This window comes from Oceanitalea stevensii, from assembly GCF_014837105.1.
In the GTDB taxonomy this organism is placed as follows: domain Bacteria; phylum Actinomycetota; class Actinomycetes; order Actinomycetales; family Actinomycetaceae; genus Oceanitalea; species Oceanitalea stevensii.
Map to the genome: position 1 here is coordinate 86,076 of NZ_JACSPO010000010.1, position 19,299 is coordinate 105,374.

The 19,299-nt window shown below is 72.1% G+C and carries 22 protein-coding genes; 8 read left to right on the forward strand and 14 right to left on the reverse strand.

Features of this window, described 5'->3' with window-relative positions:
- Positions 1-6: 6 nt before the first annotated feature.
- The 4 genes from H9624_RS13915 to H9624_RS13930 all read right to left on the reverse strand — a co-directional run bounded on the left by H9624_RS13915 (position 7) and on the right by H9624_RS13930 (position 3,665).
- Positions 7-522: a CAP domain-containing protein gene (locus H9624_RS13915; RefSeq protein WP_251840499.1), complete on the reverse strand. Its 516-nt coding sequence runs from the start codon at positions 520-522 to the stop codon at positions 7-9.
- Between the two features lie 81 nt (positions 523-603).
- Positions 604-1,137: an LPXTG cell wall anchor domain-containing protein gene (locus H9624_RS13920; RefSeq protein WP_251840500.1), complete on the reverse strand. Its 534-nt coding sequence runs from the start codon at positions 1,135-1,137 to the stop codon at positions 604-606.
- A 62-nt stretch (positions 1,138-1,199) separates the two neighbouring features.
- A complete protein-coding gene (locus H9624_RS16985; protein ID WP_251840501.1) occupies positions 1,200-3,140 on the reverse strand; it encodes a DUF4012 domain-containing protein in 1,941 nt (646 codons plus the stop codon).
- Positions 3,141-3,188: 48 nt separating this feature from the next.
- The gene (locus tag H9624_RS13930) at positions 3,189-3,665 is read right to left on the reverse strand and encodes a DUF6098 family protein (RefSeq protein ID WP_251840502.1); all 477 of its coding nucleotides are present in this window, start codon (positions 3,663-3,665) and stop codon (positions 3,189-3,191) included.
- A gap of 148 nt (positions 3,666-3,813) precedes the next feature.
- Between H9624_RS13930 and H9624_RS13935 the strand changes: the two genes are divergently transcribed.
- A complete protein-coding gene (locus H9624_RS13935) occupies positions 3,814-4,416 on the forward strand; it encodes an arsenate reductase/protein-tyrosine-phosphatase family protein (protein WP_251840503.1) in 603 nt (200 codons plus the stop codon).
- 34 nt (positions 4,417-4,450) lie between these two features.
- Here H9624_RS13935 and H9624_RS13940 read toward each other — a convergent pair whose 3' ends face one another.
- Positions 4,451-5,164: a TetR/AcrR family transcriptional regulator C-terminal domain-containing protein gene (locus tag H9624_RS13940; RefSeq protein WP_251840504.1), complete on the reverse strand. Its 714-nt coding sequence runs from the start codon at positions 5,162-5,164 to the stop codon at positions 4,451-4,453.
- A gap of 245 nt (positions 5,165-5,409) precedes the next feature.
- On the opposite strand from H9624_RS13940, the gene H9624_RS13945 reads away from it, so the two are divergent.
- Positions 5,410-5,811, forward strand: a complete 402-nt coding sequence (locus H9624_RS13945) for an STAS domain-containing protein (RefSeq protein ID WP_251840505.1) — start codon at positions 5,410-5,412, stop codon at positions 5,809-5,811.
- Positions 5,812-5,888: 77 nt separating this feature from the next.
- Here H9624_RS13945 and H9624_RS13950 read toward each other — a convergent pair whose 3' ends face one another.
- Positions 5,889-6,227 (reverse strand): ArsR/SmtB family transcription factor, encoded by a 339-nt coding sequence (locus tag H9624_RS13950; RefSeq protein WP_251840506.1) that lies wholly within the window; start codon positions 6,225-6,227, stop codon positions 5,889-5,891.
- Between the two features lie 85 nt (positions 6,228-6,312).
- Here H9624_RS13950 and arsM point away from each other — a divergent pair, with 85 nt between their 5' ends.
- Together arsM and H9624_RS13960 are read left to right on the forward strand one after the other, a co-directional pair.
- Entirely contained in the window at positions 6,313-7,092 is a 780-nt protein-coding gene (arsM, locus tag H9624_RS13955; protein ID WP_251840507.1) for an arsenite methyltransferase, read from the forward strand.
- Positions 7,093-7,107: 15 nt separating this feature from the next.
- Positions 7,108-7,515 (forward strand): arsenate reductase ArsC, encoded by a 408-nt coding sequence (locus H9624_RS13960; RefSeq protein ID WP_251840508.1) that lies wholly within the window; start codon positions 7,108-7,110, stop codon positions 7,513-7,515.
- A 4-nt stretch (positions 7,516-7,519) separates the two neighbouring features.
- On the opposite strand, the gene H9624_RS13965 is transcribed toward H9624_RS13960, so the two are convergent.
- The 5 genes from H9624_RS13965 to H9624_RS13985 form a co-directional block, all read right to left on the reverse strand.
- The gene (locus H9624_RS13965) at positions 7,520-9,346 is read right to left on the reverse strand and encodes a right-handed parallel beta-helix repeat-containing protein (RefSeq protein WP_251840509.1); all 1,827 of its coding nucleotides are present in this window, start codon (positions 9,344-9,346) and stop codon (positions 7,520-7,522) included.
- A gap of 177 nt (positions 9,347-9,523) precedes the next feature.
- Complete coding sequence (locus H9624_RS13970; RefSeq protein WP_251840510.1) at positions 9,524-10,534, reverse strand: right-handed parallel beta-helix repeat-containing protein; 1,011 nt, start codon at positions 10,532-10,534, stop codon at positions 9,524-9,526.
- 126 nt (positions 10,535-10,660) lie between these two features.
- A complete protein-coding gene (locus tag H9624_RS13975; RefSeq protein WP_251840511.1) occupies positions 10,661-11,782 on the reverse strand; it encodes a hypothetical protein in 1,122 nt (373 codons plus the stop codon).
- An 87-nt stretch (positions 11,783-11,869) separates the two neighbouring features.
- Entirely contained in the window at positions 11,870-12,511 is a 642-nt protein-coding gene (locus tag H9624_RS13980; protein WP_251840512.1) for a dihydrofolate reductase family protein, read from the reverse strand.
- Positions 12,512-12,574: 63 nt separating this feature from the next.
- Entirely contained in the window at positions 12,575-13,024 is a 450-nt protein-coding gene (locus H9624_RS13985; protein ID WP_251840513.1) for a DUF6069 family protein, read from the reverse strand.
- A 146-nt stretch (positions 13,025-13,170) separates the two neighbouring features.
- On the opposite strand from H9624_RS13985, the gene H9624_RS13990 reads away from it, so the two are divergent.
- From H9624_RS13990 to H9624_RS14000, 3 genes are all read left to right on the forward strand, one after another.
- A complete protein-coding gene (locus H9624_RS13990; protein ID WP_251840514.1) occupies positions 13,171-14,328 on the forward strand; it encodes a sensor histidine kinase in 1,158 nt (385 codons plus the stop codon).
- Positions 14,316-14,972, forward strand: coding sequence for a response regulator transcription factor (locus H9624_RS13995; protein ID WP_251840522.1), 657 nt, complete (start codon positions 14,316-14,318; stop codon positions 14,970-14,972). Before H9624_RS13990 ends, H9624_RS13995 begins: the two co-directional genes overlap by 13 nt.
- A gap of 114 nt (positions 14,973-15,086) precedes the next feature.
- Positions 15,087-15,635 (forward strand): hypothetical protein, encoded by a 549-nt coding sequence (locus H9624_RS14000; protein WP_251840515.1) that lies wholly within the window; start codon positions 15,087-15,089, stop codon positions 15,633-15,635.
- 68 nt (positions 15,636-15,703) lie between these two features.
- On the opposite strand, the gene H9624_RS14005 is transcribed toward H9624_RS14000, so the two are convergent.
- The 3 genes from H9624_RS14005 to H9624_RS14015 all read right to left on the reverse strand — a co-directional run bounded on the left by H9624_RS14005 (position 15,704) and on the right by H9624_RS14015 (position 18,101).
- Positions 15,704-16,483 (reverse strand): SDR family NAD(P)-dependent oxidoreductase, encoded by a 780-nt coding sequence (locus H9624_RS14005; RefSeq protein WP_251840516.1) that lies wholly within the window; start codon positions 16,481-16,483, stop codon positions 15,704-15,706.
- Positions 16,484-16,827: 344 nt separating this feature from the next.
- Complete coding sequence (locus H9624_RS14010) at positions 16,828-17,403, reverse strand: hemerythrin domain-containing protein (protein WP_251840517.1); 576 nt, start codon at positions 17,401-17,403, stop codon at positions 16,828-16,830.
- An 80-nt stretch (positions 17,404-17,483) separates the two neighbouring features.
- Positions 17,484-18,101, reverse strand: coding sequence for a dihydrofolate reductase family protein (locus tag H9624_RS14015; RefSeq protein ID WP_251840518.1), 618 nt, complete (start codon positions 18,099-18,101; stop codon positions 17,484-17,486).
- Positions 18,102-18,398: 297 nt separating this feature from the next.
- Here H9624_RS14015 and H9624_RS14020 point away from each other — a divergent pair, with 297 nt between their 5' ends.
- Positions 18,399-19,061: a hypothetical protein gene (locus H9624_RS14020; protein ID WP_251840519.1), complete on the forward strand. Its 663-nt coding sequence runs from the start codon at positions 18,399-18,401 to the stop codon at positions 19,059-19,061.
- The last annotated feature ends 238 nt before the right edge of the window (positions 19,062-19,299 follow it).

Below are 19,299 nucleotides of genomic sequence, written 5' to 3' on the forward strand. Positions count from 1 at the left end.
GGATGGTCAGGGACCGAGGAACACCTGCGAGCACAGCAGCTTGACGCCGTCGGGCACGCAGCCGATCCCGATCTCGGTGAGGTCGGGATCGATGATGTTGGCGCGGTGACCGGGCGACCCGAGCCACGCCTTCACCACATCAATCGGCTGAGCGGTGCTGTTGACGAGGTTTTCCGCGGCGGTCGTCGCCGGGGCGCACTGGTCGATGACCGGTGTCATCGGGGCGTGGACGAGCTCCCCCTGCCCGACGAGAGCGTGTGCACGCTCGAGAGCGGCGGTCTCGGCACAGTCCGAGCGCTTGAGGCCGGGCAGGCCCTCCTCCTCGCGCGTCTCGTTGGTGAGCTCGATCAGATCGGCCGCGTAGGCGGCCGGGTCGGACGTTCTCGTCGGCCCGGCGGTGGCCGAGGGCTCCCCGGTCGGGACCCCGGCACCGTCCTGCGGTCCGCCACAGGCGGGAAGTAGTAACAGGGGCAGTAGCGACGCTACGAGGCAATGCCGCCAGCGCATGTGCGGGTCGGGCACCGGGATCCCTCCTGGAAAGCCCAGAGGGCCCCTGCGATCGCTCGCAGGGGCCCTCCGAAGACGGTCGTGACGTTTGGGGCGTCAGGCAGTGACCTTGCCGCGACGGGCGAGGAACAGAGCCGCAGCGCCGACCAGCAGCAGCACAGCGCCGCCGATGAGGAGCGGGGTGGCCGTCGCACCGGTCTCGGGGAGGGACGGGCCGGCAGCGCCGTCCGTGTCCTCGCCAGCGCCGGGAGCCGGGGTGGCCCCGCCGTCGCCGACAACGACCTGGAAGGTCTCGATGACGTTGCCCTCGTTGTCCGTGGCGACGATCTCGTAGACCGCCTCCTCGGTGAGGGTGACGCTGAAGACGGCGGCGCCGTCGACGGCGGTCTTAGTCAGAGACTTGGTGCCGGCGATCTGGATGTCGTCGTCGTTCACGGCGTCCGAGGAGATCGTCAGGGTCACGTCGGTGCCGGAAGGCGCCTCGACGGTGACGGTGAAGGCCTCGCCCGGGGCCGGGTTGGTCGTGGAAATCGCGGCGTCGAAGTCGTCCTCGGAGTAACCGAAGGCGGCGGACGGAGCGAGAACGAGCAGTGCGGCCGCGAGCAGGCCAGCGAAAGCGCGTCGGATCATGGTCTATCCCCCAATGGGTCGTCAGGACCGTGTCGGTAGATCGGTCCGGTCCAGGTTATCGGCTAGTGTCGACATGTCAACGCGGACGAGATGTACCTCTCACCCCCAGGTCCCGGAGTCATCCGCAGGACCGCGTCACTAGTGAAACCTGGTCCCGTGGTGATGTCGAACTGAGTCGTGACCGAATCTCCCGGGCTGAGATTGACTCGGCGGCCGACGACCACCTGCTGGTTGTGCACCTGCGGGAAGGCACCGACGTCGTCGGTATCAGGGTCGCGCACGTCGGTGATGCGACCGCCCGTAGGCGCGTAGACAAGAAGGTTCGAGCGCATATCGCCCTTGTCGACGACGCTCCCGTTGCCAGCAAGGGAATTCGGAAGCTCGGCAGCGCCGTCCGGCACGTCGGAGGTCAGCGTGACGGACACGGTGACGTCCTGGTTGCCATTGGCGTGGCACTGCTTGGCCTCGACCTCGACCTCCATCCGCTGGTAAAAGGCGATCTTCGCCGCGCTCAGGTCGTTGACATAGACCCCGACGACGGGCGCACCGTGACCAGTGTCACCACGGAGCTCGCCGCTAAGAACGGTGCCAGCGAGCAGGTCCTGCTCTTCTTCATGTGCCGACCACACAATCAGCCGGCCTTCGTCGGCTGCCTGCACGAGCGAGGCCACCGTTGCTGCGGGAGCGGCCTCACCGGTCATGACGGCGGAGAAGATCGTCGCTGCCGCGACCTCGAAGAACTCGTCCTGGGCGGAGGTGTCGTCGATGTACCGGTAGACACCGTTGAGCATGATGTCGGCGGCGTTGTCGGCAGTCAGCCGAGCATCACCGCCGAACATCTCCGACGGGACGCCGAGCGCCCCGAGCTCTCCGTCGTCGAGGCCGATCGGTCCGGTCGCCTCGAGCAGGGAGCCGAGCGCCACCGGGTCGAGCGAGAGCACACCATCGACCTCGCCGCCGACCCCCTCGCTCCACATCGCGCTGATGATCTCGGCGCTGCGGGGGAAGTCGGGCGTCGCTGTGACGTTGCCGGGGTACCGGGCGAGCTGCGTGCCGAAGAGGGCGATCTCGGTGTCGGTCAGCTCGACCGCGCCGTCGCCGAAGTACCCGACCTCCCCTGCCGAGCGCTGCTCGACGAGCTCGACCGCGCCGTCCTCGGCGCGAAGGAGGAGGAAGGCACCGGTGAGGCCGCCCGTGGCGCGGGGCTCAGCGTTGTTCTGCACCATGAGGATGTACTCGCGCGACTCCTCGGCGCCGAGCATCGGCGGGATGAGCTGGACCGCCCGCGAGGCGGTGGCAGTAAGGCCGGCGAGCTCGTCGACCTGGCCCTTGAGCTTGTCGATCTGGTCGCCGAGCAGTCCGACCAGCTCATCGGAATCGACTGAGTCGAGACGGTCACGGCCCGCCACGACGGCGTCGTTCGCGGCGACGACGCGGGGCGCGACCTCGGTGAAGGGCGCGAGGTCGATCCGGCCGTCCTGCGGGGCGAGGCGCGCGGGGTCGACGATGTCCGTGGCCGCGACCAGGTCGGGAAGCGCGTCCGCCGCGAGGTCGTCCACCACGGCCGTGGTGGTGCGGACGGCCGCGACGTTGGCGCCGATCCACGGCAGCTTCGCCGCGACGGCCCAGTGCGGGCCGTCAACGGCGTCCCGGGCGGCGCTCGTGTGCTCGCGCAGCTCATCGGCGGTGGCGCCGGCAGCGTCCGTCTCTCCGCCGAGCGCCTCCTGGCGCAGCTCGGAGACCAGCGGCATCGCCGCCCGCATCTCCGTCACCGCAGTTCGCCCCTGGAGGGCGAAGATGACGAGGAGGGCGACGAGCCCGAGGAGGACGGCAAGGATCACGAGCGCGAGCACCGTGCGGTTGCGGCGCTTCTTCTTGCGCCGACGACGCGACGTGGTCCCGCCGTCGTCGCCGCTGCCGCCACCCGCGCGGGTCGGAGGGCGTGCGTCAGGAGTGGCGGAACCGCCGTCGTCGTCCAGCCAGCTGGGGAAGTTGTCCGTCACTGGACCATCACATCACGGCCCGACAGGTGACGACCTCCTCCCCTAGTGCTATCCGGTGAGCGAGCGGAAGGCGCGCGTCTGCCAGGCGGCATAGGACTCGTCAGCCTCGACCAGTGCCTTGTGCCCCACCCGTGCGATGGGGGTCAGGTGGGCGATGAGCGGCTCGCAGTCGGGCCCGCGGCCGCGCACCTGTCCCATGACGAGCCACGGCTCGATGCCGCTGTGTGCGAGGTGGGAGTGGCGGGTGAGCTGGCGGGCGATCCACGTGCGCGAACCGGCGCCCCACCACGGCTCGGGGCACAGCGGCCACGCCGGCACCCCGAGGAGCAGGTAGCCGCTCTCCCGCTCACGGCGGGTGCTGGTGTCCGAGTCGCCCGGGCTGTAGCTGAACCGGAGGTAGACGTCGTCGTGCGTTGCACAGACGCCGACGACGTCGCTGAGCGTGTCGAGAACCGGCAGCTCGTGGCCACCTGGCAGAACCTCGGCGAAGTCGGTGTCGCCGCCCGACGGGTTGAACAGAGTCATCACTGCCCCCTAAGCACCGTTGCATCGGCTCGCCGGGGATGTGGCAGCCGGTGAGGAAAATTCTGCTCCTGCCCGAATGGACGCGCCATCGGGCACAGGGAGGATGTCGGTAGGCTTCGTCCCACTGGCGACGGGGAAAGGGATGACCATGGCGGCATACCGATCGGGTGAGGACTTCACGGTTCTCATCGTCTGCACGGGCAACATCTGCCGCTCCCCCGCCATCGAGCGGCTCTTCCGTTCCGCGTTCGCGCCGGGGAGCGGGATCTCGGTGCACAGCGCGGGGACCGGCGCCCTCGTCGGCGAGCCGATCCAGCCGCCGATGGTGGCGCTCCTCGAGCAGGCCGGCGTCTCCGCCGACAGCTTCTCCGCCCGGCGGATCACCGAGCCGATGGTCGCCGGGGCGGACCTCGTGCTCACCGCGACGCGCCAGCACCGCGCCGACGTCGTCGAGCACGTGCCGGCCGCGGTGCGGCGGGCCTTCACGCTCCGTGAGTTCGCGCGGCTCGCGGCGGCCGTGGACCCTGCCGCGCTGGACGACGCCGCTGGGCCGGGCGCCCGGCCGGCCGAGCGGCTGGCGGCGCTCGTGCCGCTCGCTGCTCGCGAGCGGGCGCAGGTGCCGGCAGAGCTGGACGACGTCGTCGACCCGTACCGCCGCTCCGACGAGGTGTACCAGGAGTCCTTCGACCAGCTGATCGAGGCCGTGCGCGTCGTGGCGCGGGTGGTGCTCGGGGTGGGAGCCACCGCCTGACCAGGCGGGTCAGACTGCGGCGACGCGCCTGACCTCAGTCCCCGTGCCGGAGCTGGCGCTGCAGCCCGGTGAGGAGCATGTCGAGGCCCTTGTCGAGCTCGGCGACGCCGTCGTAGGTCGCGAGCTCGTTGGCGAGCTCACGCACGTGGGGGAACTCGCGCGGCGGGAGACGGTGGAGGCCCAGCCGGAGCAGCGCGTCGCTCTCCTCGGGATCGGCGACCACCTCCTGCAGCTCGGTGAGGACGTGGCCGTAGAGGAGTCCGAAGAAGGCCCGGTAGACGTGGAGCGCGTCGGCCGGCGAGAAGCCGGCACTGGTGAGCAGGCCGAGGAGCATCTCCAGCGGCCGCAGCGTGCCGGGCGGGCGCAGACCGAGCGGCGTGGCCAGCGGACGCGTCACCAGCAGTGGCACCATCCGGGGGTGGGCGATCGCGAGCTCACGGAAGTTGTGGGCCACGCACCGCAGCTCGGCGGCCCAGTCGTCCGTGGTCGGCGTGCAGACCATCGTGGACATGACGCTCTCGACGAGGCAGTCGAGGAGTGCGTCCCGACTCTCCGCGTAGCGGTAGAGGGCCATCGCGGTGCAGCCGAGCTCGCGCGCCAGCCCTCGCATCGTCAGCGCGTCGACGCCCTCGGTATCGACGATGTCGAGCGCTGTGACGAGGACGCGCTCGAGGCTCAACGGCTCGCGCCGGCCGCCCCGAGTGTCCTTGGGGGCCTTGCCGGCCGTGGGCCGTACTGACGTAGGCACTGAGTTCCTTCCGGCGCAGCGGGCACCAGACTCGTGTCGACGCACCGCTTGCGGTGGTCTACATCGTAGACTTACGCTGTCTACGTACGCAAGACGGCGTACCACGAGGAACGACCTATCCCGGCACGGCGCTTCGCGGTACGCTCACTTTTCCTGTGCGGCTGTGACCTTCTCCCTGTGCGGGTTTCCAGATCTAGACCCACCGATGACGGCAGATCTGTCCAATCGGCAGAGAAGAGGCCACCGTGGCTACCCACTCCCACACCCCCGGACCCGCAGCGGGCACCGTGGCGTTCCATGCGACACCGGACCGTGCCCGTCTCATCCTCCGCGGCGAGCTCGACATGGTCATGAAGGCCGAGCTGCTCGACGCGGTGCACGAGGCCGTGCTCCACGACGTGCCGGTCGAGGTCGACGTCCGCGACGTCACGTTCATGGACTCCTCGGTGCTCGCGGCCCTGAGCCGCCTCATCCAGGCGTCCACCCACCGACCGACGTTCATCAGCCCGCCCCCCGTGGTGCGCTTCCTCCTCGACGTCACCCGGATCGGCGAGCTCGTCGACATCGTGGGCCCCGACGACGGGACGCTCGAGCCGGCGTCGGCCGAGCAGGGCTCGCAGCCGCGCGAGCACGCGCTCGGCGACTGACTCCCGGGACCACGCGGTCCCACCAGCACGGAGGCGAACGGCAGTCTGCCGTTCGCCTCTGACGTTCCCTCGGACGCCTACCCGGCAGGTGTGATCGCGCGGGCGACGGCGCCCAGCGCGTCGGGAAGCACGCGGTAGTAGGCCCACCGGCCCCGCTGCTCGCGCTCGACCAGCCCGGCGTCGGCCAGCCTCCTCATGTGGTGGGAGACGGTCGGCTGGCTCAGCCCCACCGGCGCCGTGAGGTCACAGATGCACGCCTCGCCGTCGGGAGCCGCGGCGATGAGGGAGAGCAGGCGAACCCGCGTGGGGTCGGCGAGCGCCTTGAACACCTCGGCCAGGCTCTGCGCCTCCCGCTCGTCGAGCGCAGCGCTCAGCACCGGGCTGCAGCAGGCCACGGGCGTCGGCGAAGTCGGCATGTGGTCGATCCTCCCACACGTATTGACATCAGTCGATGCGTGCGCCATCGTCATCCCATCGAACACCGTCGATGGGAGCAGGACCATGGCCGAGAACGAGCTGCGTGAGCAGGTGCGCCGCCGGTACGCCGCGGCCGCCACCCAGGTGCAGACGGGAGCGAGCAACGAGCAGGTCCTCGACGGGACGACCGACTCCAGCTGCTGCGGCGCCTCGGACACCACCGTGGACGTCACCTTCGGCGCGGGCCTGTACGACGCCCGCGACGCCGTCGACCTCCCCGTCGCGGCCGTGGCGGCCAGCCTCGGCTGCGGCAACCCCACCGCCGTCGCCGCCCTCTCCCCCGGCGAGCGCGTCCTCGACCTCGGGTCCGGCGGCGGCATCGACGTGCTCCTCTCCGCGCGACGCGTCGGCCCCACGGGCTTCGCCTACGGCGTCGACATGACCGAGGAGATGCTCGCGCTCGCCCGCGCGAACGCCGCTGCGGCGGGCGTGAGCAACGTCGAGTTCCTCCGCGGCACCATCGAGGAGGTGCCGCTCCCGGACGACGCCGTCGACGTCGTCATCTCCAACTGCGTCATCAACCTCTCCACCGACAAGCCCGCGGTGCTCACGGAGATGTTCCGCGTCCTGTCGCCCGGCGGCCGGGTGGGCGTCTCCGACGTCGTCGCGGAGGACCACCTCACGCCCGAGGAGCGCGCCGAGCGGGGCTCCCACGCGGGCTGCATCGCCGGTGCGCTGAGCCGCGCCGAGTACCTCGAGGGGATGACGGCGGCCGGGTTCACCGACGTCGCCGTCGAGTACACCCACGAGGTGGCACCGCAGATGCACGGCGCGATCATCCGCGCGACCAAGCCCCGCGCCTGAACCCACGGAGACCCGATGACCTCCCCCACCGTCCTGTTCGTCTGCGTCCACAACGCCGGCCGCTCGCAGATGGCGGCGGGCTACCTCACCGCCCTCGCCGGGGACCGTGTCACCGTCACCTCCGCCGGCTCGATGCCCGCCGACCGGATCAACCCGGTGGCCGTCGAGGCGATGGCCGAGGAGGGCATCGACATCACCGCGAACCAGCCCACCCGGCTGAGCGACACCGCCGTCCGCGAGGCCGACGTCGTCATCACCATGGGCTGCGGCGACGCGTGCCCGTACTACCCGGGGAAGCGCTACGAGGACTGGGTGCTGGACGACCCCGCAGGCCAGGGCCTCGACGCTGTGCGGCCCATCCGCGACGAGATCCGCGCGCGCGTCGAGGCGCTCGTCGCGGAGCTCGTCCCGCCCGGCGCCTGACCGGTCAGCGGTCCCGCCGCAGCCCCAGGGTGTCGGTCCGGTCCCCGTCCCAGTCCCCGACGAGCACCTCGTCGGAGGGACGCCCGTAGGACTGGACGATGTCCGCGTCCCCGCCGGACATCGCGTTCTTCACGTGGTAGATCCGGCCACGGCGCACCGCGAACGTGTCGGCACGGTCGCCGTCCCAGTCGCCGACCAGCACGACGTCCGCCGGCCGGCCGTAGGTGACGACGACGTCGGCAGGTCCGCCCGTCATCGAGTTCCGCACGTGGTAGTCGCGGCCCCGCCGCACGGCGAGGGTGTCGGCACGGTCGCCGTCCCAGTCGCCGACGAGCACGACGTCACCACGCCCGCCGTAGGTGACCACCGTAGTCGCCGGGCCCGGGGTCATCGAGTTGCGGATGTGGAACTCGCGTCCGCGCCGGACGGCCAGCGTGTCGGTGCCGTCGCCGTCCCAGTCACCCACGAGGACGACGTCGTTCGGCCGGCCGTAGCGGACGACGCGCTCCGCGGCGCCCCCGAGGCGGTTGCTCACGTGGTACTCCGCGCCGCGGCGGATCGTCACGCTGTCCCTGCCGTCACCGTCCCAGTCCCCGATGAGGACCTCGTCGGTGGTGCGGCCGTAGCTGAAGACGGTGTCCGCCCACGGTGACCACGAGTCGGCGAGGTAGAAGGTGGCCGCGCGACCGGTGAGCGGGCTGGGCGGACGCGCGGATGTCGGCTCGGGGCTGGGCGACGGCGTCGGCGTGGGCGACGGACTCGGCGTCGGCGACGGCGTCGGCGTCGGCGTCGGCGTCGGCGTGGGCGACGGCGTCGGGCTGGGCTCCGGCCCGTCGCCGTCGGGCGTGCACGGGAGGTCCGACACGCGGCCGCTGCCGACCACGACGTTGTCGCACGCCACCTCCACCCCGGCCAGGCCGCGCGTGTAGAAGGCGTAACCCGCGCCGTCGTGGTGGGCGGTGTTCCCGACGAATCGGTTGTCCTCACCGCCCCGGAGAACCGCGCCGTCGGTCCTGATCTTGTGCGACTCGAAGCCGTGGAGCGGTGCGTTGAAGCCGACGTTGCCCTCGACGAGGTACCGCTGCCCCTTCACCGTCACCCACGAGTCGGCCTGACCGACGATGCCTGCGCCGTCGAGGACGTTGCCGCGGATGACACCATCCTTCGTGCCCTCCTTGATGTCGACGGACTCGGCAGTCGTGTCGTAGATCGTGTTCCCGATGACCTGGTTGCGGTTCGAGTAGTCGACCCCGTTGGTCCCCCAGTTGTCCCGCGCCGTCCCGATGTAGACGCCCTCGCCGAACATCTCGTTCATCAGACCGGTGTCGTGGATCTCGCTGTCGCGCACGACATTGTCCGTGGAGCCGCTCAGCAGGTGGATCGCCTCGTTGCCGATGTGGTGCACGCGGAGGTCCGAGAGGACGGAGCTGTTCACCGCGCTGACGGTGATCCCCTTGAGGCCGTTGGTGACGGTGAACCCGACGAGGCGCCAGTGGTCGGCGTCGGCGAGGCGGACGACGCGGCCGGACCTCACCGTCCCGCCGTCGAGGACGGCGTCGCGCGGGCCGCAGAGCCAGATCGGGTTCGCCTTCGCCCCGGACCGCTCGATCGTGAGGTTCCCGTCGTAGCGCCCGGGCTCCATGACGACGACGTCGCCCGGCCCGGCCTCGTCGACGGCGGCCTGGAGCTCCGGCATCGTCGAGACGGTCACCGTGGGTGCGGGGCACTGCGTCGCCGTCTCCGCCGCCGTTGCAGGCGCGGCGGGTGTCGGCGCCGCGAGGATGAGGGCGGCCAGCGCCGCTACTACTGCCGTGTTCACTCGGATGTCCATATCCCTCGCTCGTAGGAGGCGCTCTCCTACGAAGGTTGCACATTCCAGTGATCGGCCCGGGCGCAGTCGTTGTAAGTGAGTGCCGCCCACGTCACTCCGTGCCGACGCCCCGCCTCATCGTGGGGACGACGGCGGGGTCCGTGGTCCGGACCCGCCACCCGGTCGTCCGAGGGAAAGTCAGCGACCGTCCCCGGGCGCGGGCTGCGCGTCGCCGTCGGGCACACACGGGACGTCCCACTCCCGGCCGGCGCTCAGCGCGAGGTTGTCGCACGTGACCTCCACCCCCGCCAGGCCGCGCGTGTAGAACGCGTAGCCCTCGCCGTCGTGAAGCGCGATGTTCCCGACGAACCGGTTGTCCTGCCCACCCCTGCGGACGGCGCCGTCGGTGTCGATCTCCTGGGACTCGAAGCCGTGCTCGGGTGAGCGGTAGCCGACGTTGCCCTCGACGACGTAGCCCTGCCCCTTGACCGTCACCCACGAGTCCGCCTGGTCGGCGTTGCCGCCACCGTCGAAGACGTTGCCGCGGATGACGCCGTCCTTGGTGCCCTCCTTGACGTCGACCGCCTCGGCGGTGGTGTCGTAGAAGGTGGTGCCGATGACCTGGTTGCGGTTGGAGTAGTCGACGCCGTTGTCGCGCCAGTTGCTCCTGGCCGTCCCGATGTAGACGCCCTCTCCGAACATCGCGTTCGTGAGGCCCGTGTCGTGGATGACGCTGTTGCGCACGACGTTGTCCGCGGACCCGCGCAGCAGGTGGACGGCCTCGTGCCCGATGTGGTGGACGTGGAGGTCGGCGAGGACGGTGTTGTTCACGCCGCTGAGGATGATGCCCTTCTCGCCGTTGGTGACGGTGAAGCCGACGAGCCGCCAGCTGTCGGCGTCGTCGAGCCGGACGACCCGCCCGTCCTCGAGGGTCCCACCGTCGATGACGGCGTCGCGCGGGCCGCAGAGCCAGATCGGGTTCGCCTCCGCCCCGGACCGCTCGATCGTGAGGTTCCCGTCGTAGCGCCCGGGCTCCATGACGACGACGTCGCCCGGCCCGGCCTCGTCGACGGCGTCCTGGAGCTCGGTCATCGTCGACACCGTGATGGTGGGAGCCGGGCACTCGGCCGCCGTCGTCATCTCATCGGTATCGGGGGCGTAGGCCGCGAGGAGGAGGGCGGCGATGGCCGCGACGAGTGCCGTGTTCACACCGGATGCCCGCCCCTCACCCGTAGAGTCCGTCGCCTGCCACGGTAGGCGATCGGTGGACCGGAGTCGCTGCGAGCGCCGGACCGCCGCTGCGCGGGTGCCCGCGACCGCGTCCGGCCCGGGCGGCTACGACGCTCCCGGCGTCGAGGTGTCCGACGACGCCGCTCCCCCGGTCCCGGCGGGTTCGGTCGTCGATGCCGCCAGCTCCGACGCGGACTCCGCCCTCGTCGGGAGCGCGACGTCGTCGCCACGAACCCACTCGCTGAGTCGCCGCTGCCGGGACTCGGCGAGGCCGACGTCGCCCCACGCCTCGATCTCGGCCTGGACGTCCGCACTCCCGAGCCAGTGGTCCGCCAGCTCGGGGTCGTCGGGGTCGTGGAGCAGGCGCAGGGTCCACGCAGCAGAGCACTTGACCAGCTCGTGCGGGTCGTCGCGCAGGGCGAGGTAGAGGGTGACGAGCACCCATCCCCAGCCTCCGCCCTCGCGCGTCCACCACGAGCGCGGCCTGGACGTGAGGAGGTCGGCCAGGGCGAGCACCAGCACCGCCCCGGTGTTCTCGTCCAGGTCGGTGGGCCAGCTGCCGTCGAGGGACGGGGGCCAGTCGAAGGCCCCCGCGAAGTCGTCACTGGGGAACTGCGCCGCGTGCAGCATGAGGAGGCGAGCGGCATACCCGCGCACGGGGTCTGCGAGGTGCGGCGCCGTGAGGCCCTGGTCGATGACCCAGGCCGCCGTGCCGGCGTCGACGTCACCCTGCTCGAGCGCGGGGCCGAGCATGCGGAGGGCCACCTCCGGCTCACCGAGTCTCACGACCATGGCGAACGCGCCCGCCGCCATGATCCTGTTGTCCGGCCCTGCCTCGAGGATCTTGATCCCCTGGATCGTCGAGTCCAGTCGCTGCTGTGTCGCGGTGGCCTTCCTCTCGTCGGCCAGCCGCGCGGTCTCCAGCTCGTGGTTGCGTGCTGCGTCCGCATCGGCCGCTGCCTGGCGCGCCTCGCGGTCACGCTCCAGCTGGCGCGCCTGCTGCTCGGAGCCGGCGGCAAGGAGTGCGCCGATGAGCGTGGCGACGGTGGCGATGAGGGACGCGAGAAGGACCCACAGCGCGCCGAGCCGGTCGTCGGTGAGCGTCGGCCCCCACGGCAGGAGGAAGGCGATGCTCAGGACGACGGCGAGCGCGAGCAGGACAGCCGGGATCGCCGTCAGTCTCCAGAGGAGCCTGAGGGACGGGCCTGTCGCCGTCGGGTCCGACATGGCGATCACGGTCCTCCCCCGGCCGCCGTCGCACAAGGGCCTGCCGCCGGATCACCGGCCACGGTGCCCGGGAACGAGGCGGCTGCCTCAGGGCTCGACGACGACCTCCCGCCCGTCCTCGACGGCGTACGTCGCCGACGCGAAGGCGGTGGGTCGCAGGACGCGGTAGACCGCCCCGCCGTCGAGCACCTCGGTGTCGACGACCTCGAAGCCGCTCGGGGCCGCGCCGTCGTGGAAGAGCCGCTTGCCCTTCCCGACGACGACGGGGAACTCGATCACGCGGTACTCGTCGACCAGGCCCTCGTTGTGGAGCGTCTGGATGAGCTGCCACGAGCCGTGGACCTGCAGCTCCTCCCCCGGACGCTCCTTGAGGGCGCGGACCGAGGCGGCGACGTCGTCGGCGATGATGCTCGCCGTGTTGTCCCACACGGGCGTGGTGAGCGTCGTGGAGACGACGTGCTTGGGGCAGCCGTTGAGCTTGGCGGCGACGGGGTCCGCGGGGTCGGTGACCTGCGGCCAGAACCCGGCCATGATCTCGTAGGTGACGCGGCCGAAGAGGAGCTCGCTGGTCTGTTGGAACCAGCCGTCGACGACGGCGCCGAAGCCCTCGCCGGCCACGGGGACCATCCAGCCGCCGCGGTCGAAGCCGCCGCTGGTGTCCTCCTCGGGGCCGCCGGGGCCCTGCATGATGCCGTCGAGGGAGACGAAGGTGTTGACGGTGAGCCTCATGCCTGGGGTCCTTCCGGGTGCGGGTGTGCTGTCCCAGGTGTGGACCCCAGCCACGCGGCTAACTCATCGGGCGGCCTGCGGGTGAAGGGCGGCGGACCGCTCGCTCGAGGGCACGCTGCGGGCGGTGCGGCCCATGGAGGCGATGATCACCGCCCCGACGGCGACGTGCATCGCCACCAGGACGGCCCCGGCGGCCACCGTGGTCGCCTGGAGCATCGGCGGGACGAGCGAGGCAACGAGCACGGAGAGGGCGACCCTCGTCCACACCGTGCGCGCCCGGGCACCGGCCCGCTCGAGCAGGGCCAGCAGGCCCCAGCCCGCGAGGGCGGCGACGACTCCGGCGAAGGCGACCGCCGGTGCACCTATGACCATCTCCCCCTCCCCGGCGCGGGCGGTCACCTCGACGCCGAGGACGGGGACGGCGACGGTCCAGACGGCCAGCCCGGCCGCGGCGGCGCCGACGACGGTCGCTCCGCGCCGTGCCCGTGCCTGCGTGGGTGATGACGAGCTCATGGTTCCTCCTCGGTTCGGGTACCCCCACGCTTCCGCCGCCGCGCGCCGCGGTCATCGGCCGCCCGGCCACGGCCGGTGGCCACTCGGACCTGTCCGGTCGACCTTCGGCGGTTCCGCGGTGCCGGAGGGCTCCGTACGCTCGGTGGATGGCGGCCGACCCGTGCACCGTGCCCCCGCGGGGGTGGCGTCCGTCCGGGCGGACGGTCGGCGTCGCCACCGCGGCGATGGGCCTGCTGAGCGCGTGGACGCTGGTCGGCGAGCGCAGCTCCCCGGGCAGCCCGGCGGCCCCGCTCGTCCTCGACGTCACGGTCGGCCTGGTTGCGGTGGCGCTCGTCCCCGTCCTGTTCCGGCGCCCCGTGCCCGCCGCCGTCGCGCTCGCCGTGCTGGCGGCGCTCGCCCCGACGGCCACGCCGCCGTCGACGGCCGCCACCTACGTCGTCGGCCGCTACCGACGGCTCACCACCGGCGCCGTCGTCGCCGTCGCCGGGGTCGCGGGGCACGCGGTGAGCGGGCTGTGGCGGCCGGTGCACGGGCTGGCGTTCGGGTGGTGGCTGGTGCTCGTGGTCGCGACCCACGCCGCGCTGCTCGCTGCGGGAGCCCTGGCACAGGCCCGCAGCGCGCTGCTCGCCGGGCTCACCGAGCGGGCCAGGAGTGCGGAGGCGGACCGCGACCGCCTCGTCGCCGAGGCGGTCGCCGCGGAGCGGACCCGGATCGCGCGAGAGATGCACGACGTCCTCGCGCACCGGCTCTCCCTCCTCGCCACCTACGCCGGCGCGCTGGAGTACCGGCCGGACTCCTCGCCGGAGCGGCTGGCCCAGGCCGCGGGGGTGGTGCGGGCCGGCGTCCACCAGGCGCTGGAGGAGGTGCGCGACGTCGTCGGCGTCCTGCGGGACGACCCCACCGTGGACGGGGTGCCGCCGCCGTCCCCCGACCTCGACCGGCTGGACGCCCTGGTCCGCGAGGCGCGGGCGGCCGGCGGCGAGGTCGACGTCGTCGTCGCGCTCGACGGCGTCCCACCCGGGATGGCCGGACGGACGGTCTACCGCCTCGTGCAGGAGGGGCTGACCAACGCCCGCAAGCACGCCCCGGCCGAGCCCGTCCGGGTACGGGTGACCGGCGGCCCGGGCGCCGGCGTCGATGTCACCGTGACGAACCCGCTGCGGCCGGGGCGGGCCGACATCCCCGGGTCCGGCACCGGGCTGATCGGGCTCACCGAACGGGTACGGATCGTCGGCGGCAGGCTCGAGCACGGCCCCGACGGCGGGGAGTTCCGCCTGTCCGCGTGGCTACCATGGCCGCCGTGACGGTCCGGGTCCTCGTCGTCGACGACGACGCGCTCGTGCGCGCCGCGCTCGTCATGATGCTCGACGGCGCGCAGGGCATCGCCGTCGTTGCCGAGGCCGCCGACGGCGCGGAGGTGCCGGCGGCACTGGACCTCCACCCGGTCGACGTCGTCCTCATGGACCTGCGCATGCCGCGGGTCGACGGCGTCACGGCCACCGCCCGGCTGCGCGCCCGCTCCGGCGCGCCCGCGGTGCTCGTCCTCACGACCTTCGACACCGACGAGGAGATCCTCGGGGCGCTGCGCGCCGGTGCCTCGGGCTACCTGCTCAAGGACACGCCGCCGCCGCGCATCGCCGAGGCGGTGCGCCGGGCGGCGGCCGGGGAGGCGACGCTGTCCTCGGCCGTCACCCGGCGGCTGGTCGAGCAGGCCGTGGACCACGCCGACGTGGCCGACGACGCCCGCGCCCGGCTGGCCGCGCTGACCCACCGGGAACGCGAGGTCGTCGCCGCCGTCGGGCGGGGACTGACCAACGCGGAGATCGCCGCGGAGCTCCACGTCTCCGTCGCCACCGTCAAGGCGCAGGTCTCCCACGTCCTCGCCGCGCTCGACGTCGGGAACCGCACCCAGGTCGCGCTCCTCGCCCACGACGCGGGGCTGGTGTAGCCGCGGGGCGGAGGTGTGTCCGACCTCGCACGGCCGGGGACCTTCGACCCCTCATCCAGGCCCCGGGCGCCCGTATATATGAGGTGACACCCTCACTCCCCGGGAGCCTCCACCGTGACCGCAGCACCCGTCCTCCACGAGCCCCGGCTCGCATCCCACGAGCACGCCGAGCAACTCCTCTCGGCCCTGTACCGCGACGACGTCGCCCGGCACCTGCTCGGCGAGCAGCCCGCCCCCACGCCGCGCCAGGTCGCGAGCACGCTTCGTGCGCTCGCCGACTTCCCGCTGTGCCTCCGCATCCTCCCGCAGAGCGCCCGCAGGCAGCGCAGCGGCGACCCGGTCAGCGGGCTCGCGTCCTACCTGGAGGGCTTCGCCGACCACCTCGCCCACCACGAGCTGCGCACGCCCTACGACCCCCGCTACTGGATCCTCGGTGAGCCGGTCACCGTCCGGCTGCTGCGGCTCGTGTCGACCGGCGTCTCCCTCGACGGCGACCGTCCCACCCCGCAGCAGAGCGCCGCGACGCTCCTCGCGCTGGCCGACACGCAGGCCAGGGAGCTGCCGCGCCGGATGGTGGAGGTCGCCGGCGACGGTGACCTGCCGTGGAACGGGGCGACCGGCATCGGGCAGTACTTCCGGGAGCTCGCCGACCTCGTCTCCTGAGGTCGCGGGCGGGTTCCCGGCGACGACGACGACGGCGCGTGCGGCCCGCCGTCGTCGACGCCGCGATCTCAGCGGGTGGGGGAACCGCCGTCGACGGGGATGGTGTGCCCGTGGATGAAGGACGCGTCGTCGCTCGCGAGGAAGCACACGGCGCGCGCGATCTCGATGACCTCGCCGTAGCGGCCGGCGGGGGCCTGCATGGTGAGGTCGTAGAACGGGAAGTCCGGGGTGATCTCGGCGCCCTCGAAGGCGGCGGTCTTGATGACGCCCGGGCCGATCCCGACGGCGCGGATCCCCTGGTGGCCGTAGTCGTAGGAGATCTGCTTGGTGAGGCCGATGACGCCGTGCTTGGCGGTCGTGTACTCGGCCCCGACCTCGCTGGCCACGAGGCCGGACGCGGAGGAGACGTTGATGACGACGCCCTCACCGCGCTCGAGCATGGACGGCAGGACCGCCTTGGTCACGAGGAAGACGCCCTTGAGGTCGACGTCCATCACCGTCTCCCACTGGCTGGTCTCGATCTCCAGCAGCGGCACGTAGGCGCCGAAGACGCCGGCGTTGTTGACGAGCACGTCGATGCGTCCGAAGTGGGCGAGCGCGGCGTCGACCATCTCCTTGACGGAGGCCTCGTTCACGACGTCGACGGGCAGGGCGAGCGCCTCGCCCCCCTCGGCCCGCACCTCCTCGGCCGTGGCCTCGGCGCGGTCCTGGGTGAGGTCGGCGACGACGATCTTCGCGCCCTCCTTCGCCAGCTCCACGCACATCGCCTGGCCGAGGCTCGAGCCGGCCTGCTCACGGCCGTGACCGCCACCGGTCACGAGAACAACCTTGTCGCGCAGTCCGCGCATGTTTCAGCTCCTAGGAGTTTGGGTGAAGGGGTGTGCCCGGGCGGCTGTGGAGGTCGACCGGGCCACTTCGACGTTACGTCCGGTTCGCCGGGACGGCACGAGGGGACGTCGTCGTCGCCTGTGACGCTGATCTGCGCACAAGTCCGCGACACGCCCCGCGACACGCCGCTGCCGCAAGGTTGTAACCTTGACCGTCCCGACTTCAGCGCGGATCGGAGACGCCACAACCGTCCGAACCGGGCGGCGAGGTCAGGTGGCGCCAGCCGGCCGCCGTCGTCGTCTACCCGACGAGGACGCGCGACAGCGGCGCGGACCGGCAGGGGTGGTCCGCGCCGTCGCGAAGGTCAGGCGTCGGTGGTGCGGCCGGAGAGCTTGTCGCGCAGCCGGTCGATGAAGCCGACGCCGGGGCCGAGCGTCTTGTGGAACAGCTCGGAGTGCGGGGCGCTGGGGTGGGGGCGGGTGGGCGCGGCCTTCATCGCGGCCTCGACCTTCTCGCGCAGCTCGACGAGCTCCTCCCGGGGGATGTGCTGGCGGAGCTTGGGGAACTGGTCGGTCTCCTCGTCGTTCGCGTGGTGCTTGAGCATCCCGTGCATCTCGCGGATCTCCTGGAGGAAGCGGGGGTCCTCGGAGTCGAGGTCCTCGATCCGCTTCATGACGTCGACGAGCTCGTCGTGCTCCTTCTTGTCGTGCTCGACCTCCTCCTTGCCGTTCGGCACGTGCTTCTCCACCGCGGGGTAGACGTGCATCTCCTCGGCGACGGCGTGCCGCATCACCTCCGCGATGAGCGTGTCCGCGAGGTCGCGGCGCTCCTTCGGGTCGGCGGTCTCCTGGATCGTCTCGAGCAGCGCGACCATCAGCGCGTGGTCGTTGGTGAGGAAGTCGACGACGTCCTGCTCGGCGGTACCCGGCATCTGGCTCATGGAAGTGCCCTCCTGTGTGTGCGTCCTTGCCTCTTCGCAGGGTAGGTCGGGGCCGACGGGCAGGCACCTCGGGTGCGGGCTCAGGTGCGGTCGCGACGGCGGTAGCGGCTCACCACGACGCCGGACGACAGCGGCCAGGTCTCGGCGAGCATGAACGTCGACGGCGTGAACCCGGCCGTGAAGAGCCGCTTGCCCGTGCCGAGCACCAGGGGGTAGACCGCGAGGCGGTACTCGTCGACGAGGTCGCGCTCCCCGAGCGTGCGGACCAGCTCGGTGCTGCCCCACACGCGCACCTCCCGGCCGGGCTGCTCCCTGATGCGGCGGACGTCCGCGACGAGGTCCGGCCCGAGGAGGTGGGAGTTCACCCAGCTCAGCTCGGTGAGCGTGCGTGAGGCCACGTACTTGGGCACCCGGTTGTACCGCCGGGTGAGCTCCCCGGTGAAGCCGTCGGCGCCCTCGTCCCACACGCCCCACGAGCCGGCGAAGATCTCGTAGGTCCGGCGCCCGAGGAGCAGCGCGTCCGTCCTCGACTCCCACTCCGCCACGAGGTTGCCGTAGTCGTCACCGCCGTGCTCGGCGTCGTAGTCGGCCGCCCACCCACCGTGCGGGAACCCGCCGTCGTCGTCCTCGTGCGGTCCTCCACCACCCTGCACCACGCCGTCGAGGGTGACGTACGCCTGCACCACGATCTCGCTCATGCCGGTGCTGACCGGCGACGACGGCGGAACTCGTCGGGGCGTACCCGATCGGGTATCCGCCGCGGGCACCGTCTCCCGCCGCGGTGCTGCGACCCTGGGAGCACGCGTGGTCCGTCGCTGATCGGAGGGCGCATGGATACCGGACGTGCCGTCCTGGACAAGGCGGGCAGTGACGCCGTCGCACGCTCCGGACCTCGTCCGGCCGTGGGGCGCCCGATTCCAGGCACTACGCACGCCGCCCTCGCCCTCCAGCGGTCGGCAGGGAATCGGGCCACGGCGGCGCTGATCGGTCGGCCGGTGCCATTGCCCGCCGTCGTCGTCGTGTCCCGGCAGATCACCGACGGTGACCGCTCGGGCCCGCGGGACGGCTGCTTCGACCTCCTCTCGGAGATCATTCGCCTTGTGCAGGAGGTGGCCGACCGCTTCCGGCAGGCAGAGGAGGACCACCACCACCTGTTCGACCTCCACCGTCGCGTGCAGGACTCCCATCCGGAACACGGCTCGTGGGACGGCCACCGGGAGGCGTACGAGCGCCGTCGTCAGGAGCTGCGCCGCAAGCTCGAGCGGTGGGATGACGACGACGACTGCCGGAGGCGCCGCCTGTCCACGGCGGAGCAGGCGGAGCTCAGCGACGCGCGCGACTACGCGGGCCGAGAATTCCCGGCCCGGCCGGTGCCGTCGATGCGCGAGGCCCAGGAGTCGGACGCGGAGCTCGAGGAGGAGGTCCGGGGTGGCCTCATCGAGATCGGTGTGCCCGAGTTCGCGGTCGCCGCCCTCGTCGTCCTCGTCATCGCGGCCCTAGCGGACCCTGAACCCTTCTCGAAGCTCATCCTCGTCCTCGGGACGAGCGCGGCGGTCGCGCTGCTCATTCTCTTCGGGCGGGAGAGCGACGTGCCCGACGACGCGATGGCCGAGGGTGGAGCTGCCGCTCCCGCGGACGGTCCGACGGCGGTGGCGTAGGAGGCGAGGTAGGGCCAGCGGTCTTGCCCGCGTAGGCGACTGCGGAAGCACCGCACGTCCTGGGCGCGGCGGCTGATCGGAGCGGTGGCTGCCTGCAGCTGCAGCGGCGAGAGGGTCGTAGCCGTCGGCTACGACCCTCTCGGCGTCACGTGTCAGCTCGCCTTGGCGGCGGACCGCACCTCCTTGGCGACGGGCGCCGGGCCGACCGGGCGACGGACACCGAGGGTGTCGGTGCCGT

What these genes read in the sequence shown, in the direction of transcription:
- arsM (WP_251840507.1), top strand. Translation starts at nt 6,313, where the DNA reads ATGGCCGAGAACGAGCTGCGTGAGCAGGTGCGCCGCCGGTACGCCGCG.
- H9624_RS13930 (WP_251840502.1), bottom strand. Translation starts at nt 3,665, where the DNA reads ATGACTCTGTTCAACCCGTCGGGCGGCGACACCGACTTCGCCGAGGTT.
- H9624_RS13960 (WP_251840508.1), top strand. Translation starts at nt 7,108, where the DNA reads ATGACCTCCCCCACCGTCCTGTTCGTCTGCGTCCACAACGCCGGCCGC.
- H9624_RS13920 (WP_251840500.1), bottom strand. Translation starts at nt 1,137, where the DNA reads ATGATCCGACGCGCTTTCGCTGGCCTGCTCGCGGCCGCACTGCTCGTT.
- H9624_RS13950 (WP_251840506.1), bottom strand. Translation starts at nt 6,227, where the DNA reads ATGCCGACTTCGCCGACGCCCGTGGCCTGCTGCAGCCCGGTGCTGAGC.
- H9624_RS13975 (WP_251840511.1), bottom strand. Translation starts at nt 11,782, where the DNA reads ATGTCGGACCCGACGGCGACAGGCCCGTCCCTCAGGCTCCTCTGGAGA.
- H9624_RS14005 (WP_251840516.1), bottom strand. Translation starts at nt 16,483, where the DNA reads ATGCGCGGACTGCGCGACAAGGTTGTTCTCGTGACCGGTGGCGGTCAC.
- H9624_RS14015 (WP_251840518.1), bottom strand. Translation starts at nt 18,101, where the DNA reads ATGAGCGAGATCGTGGTGCAGGCGTACGTCACCCTCGACGGCGTGGTG.
- H9624_RS13995 (WP_251840522.1), top strand. Translation starts at nt 14,316, where the DNA reads ATGGCCGCCGTGACGGTCCGGGTCCTCGTCGTCGACGACGACGCGCTC.
- H9624_RS13990 (WP_251840514.1), top strand. Translation starts at nt 13,171, where the DNA reads ATGGCGGCCGACCCGTGCACCGTGCCCCCGCGGGGGTGGCGTCCGTCC.
- H9624_RS13935 (WP_251840503.1), top strand. Translation starts at nt 3,814, where the DNA reads ATGGCGGCATACCGATCGGGTGAGGACTTCACGGTTCTCATCGTCTGC.
- H9624_RS14010 (WP_251840517.1), bottom strand. Translation starts at nt 17,403, where the DNA reads ATGAGCCAGATGCCGGGTACCGCCGAGCAGGACGTCGTCGACTTCCTC.
- H9624_RS13985 (WP_251840513.1), bottom strand. Translation starts at nt 13,024, where the DNA reads ATGAGCTCGTCATCACCCACGCAGGCACGGGCACGGCGCGGAGCGACC.
- H9624_RS13965 (WP_251840509.1), bottom strand. Translation starts at nt 9,346, where the DNA reads ATGGACATCCGAGTGAACACGGCAGTAGTAGCGGCGCTGGCCGCCCTC.
- H9624_RS13980 (WP_251840512.1), bottom strand. Translation starts at nt 12,511, where the DNA reads ATGAGGCTCACCGTCAACACCTTCGTCTCCCTCGACGGCATCATGCAG.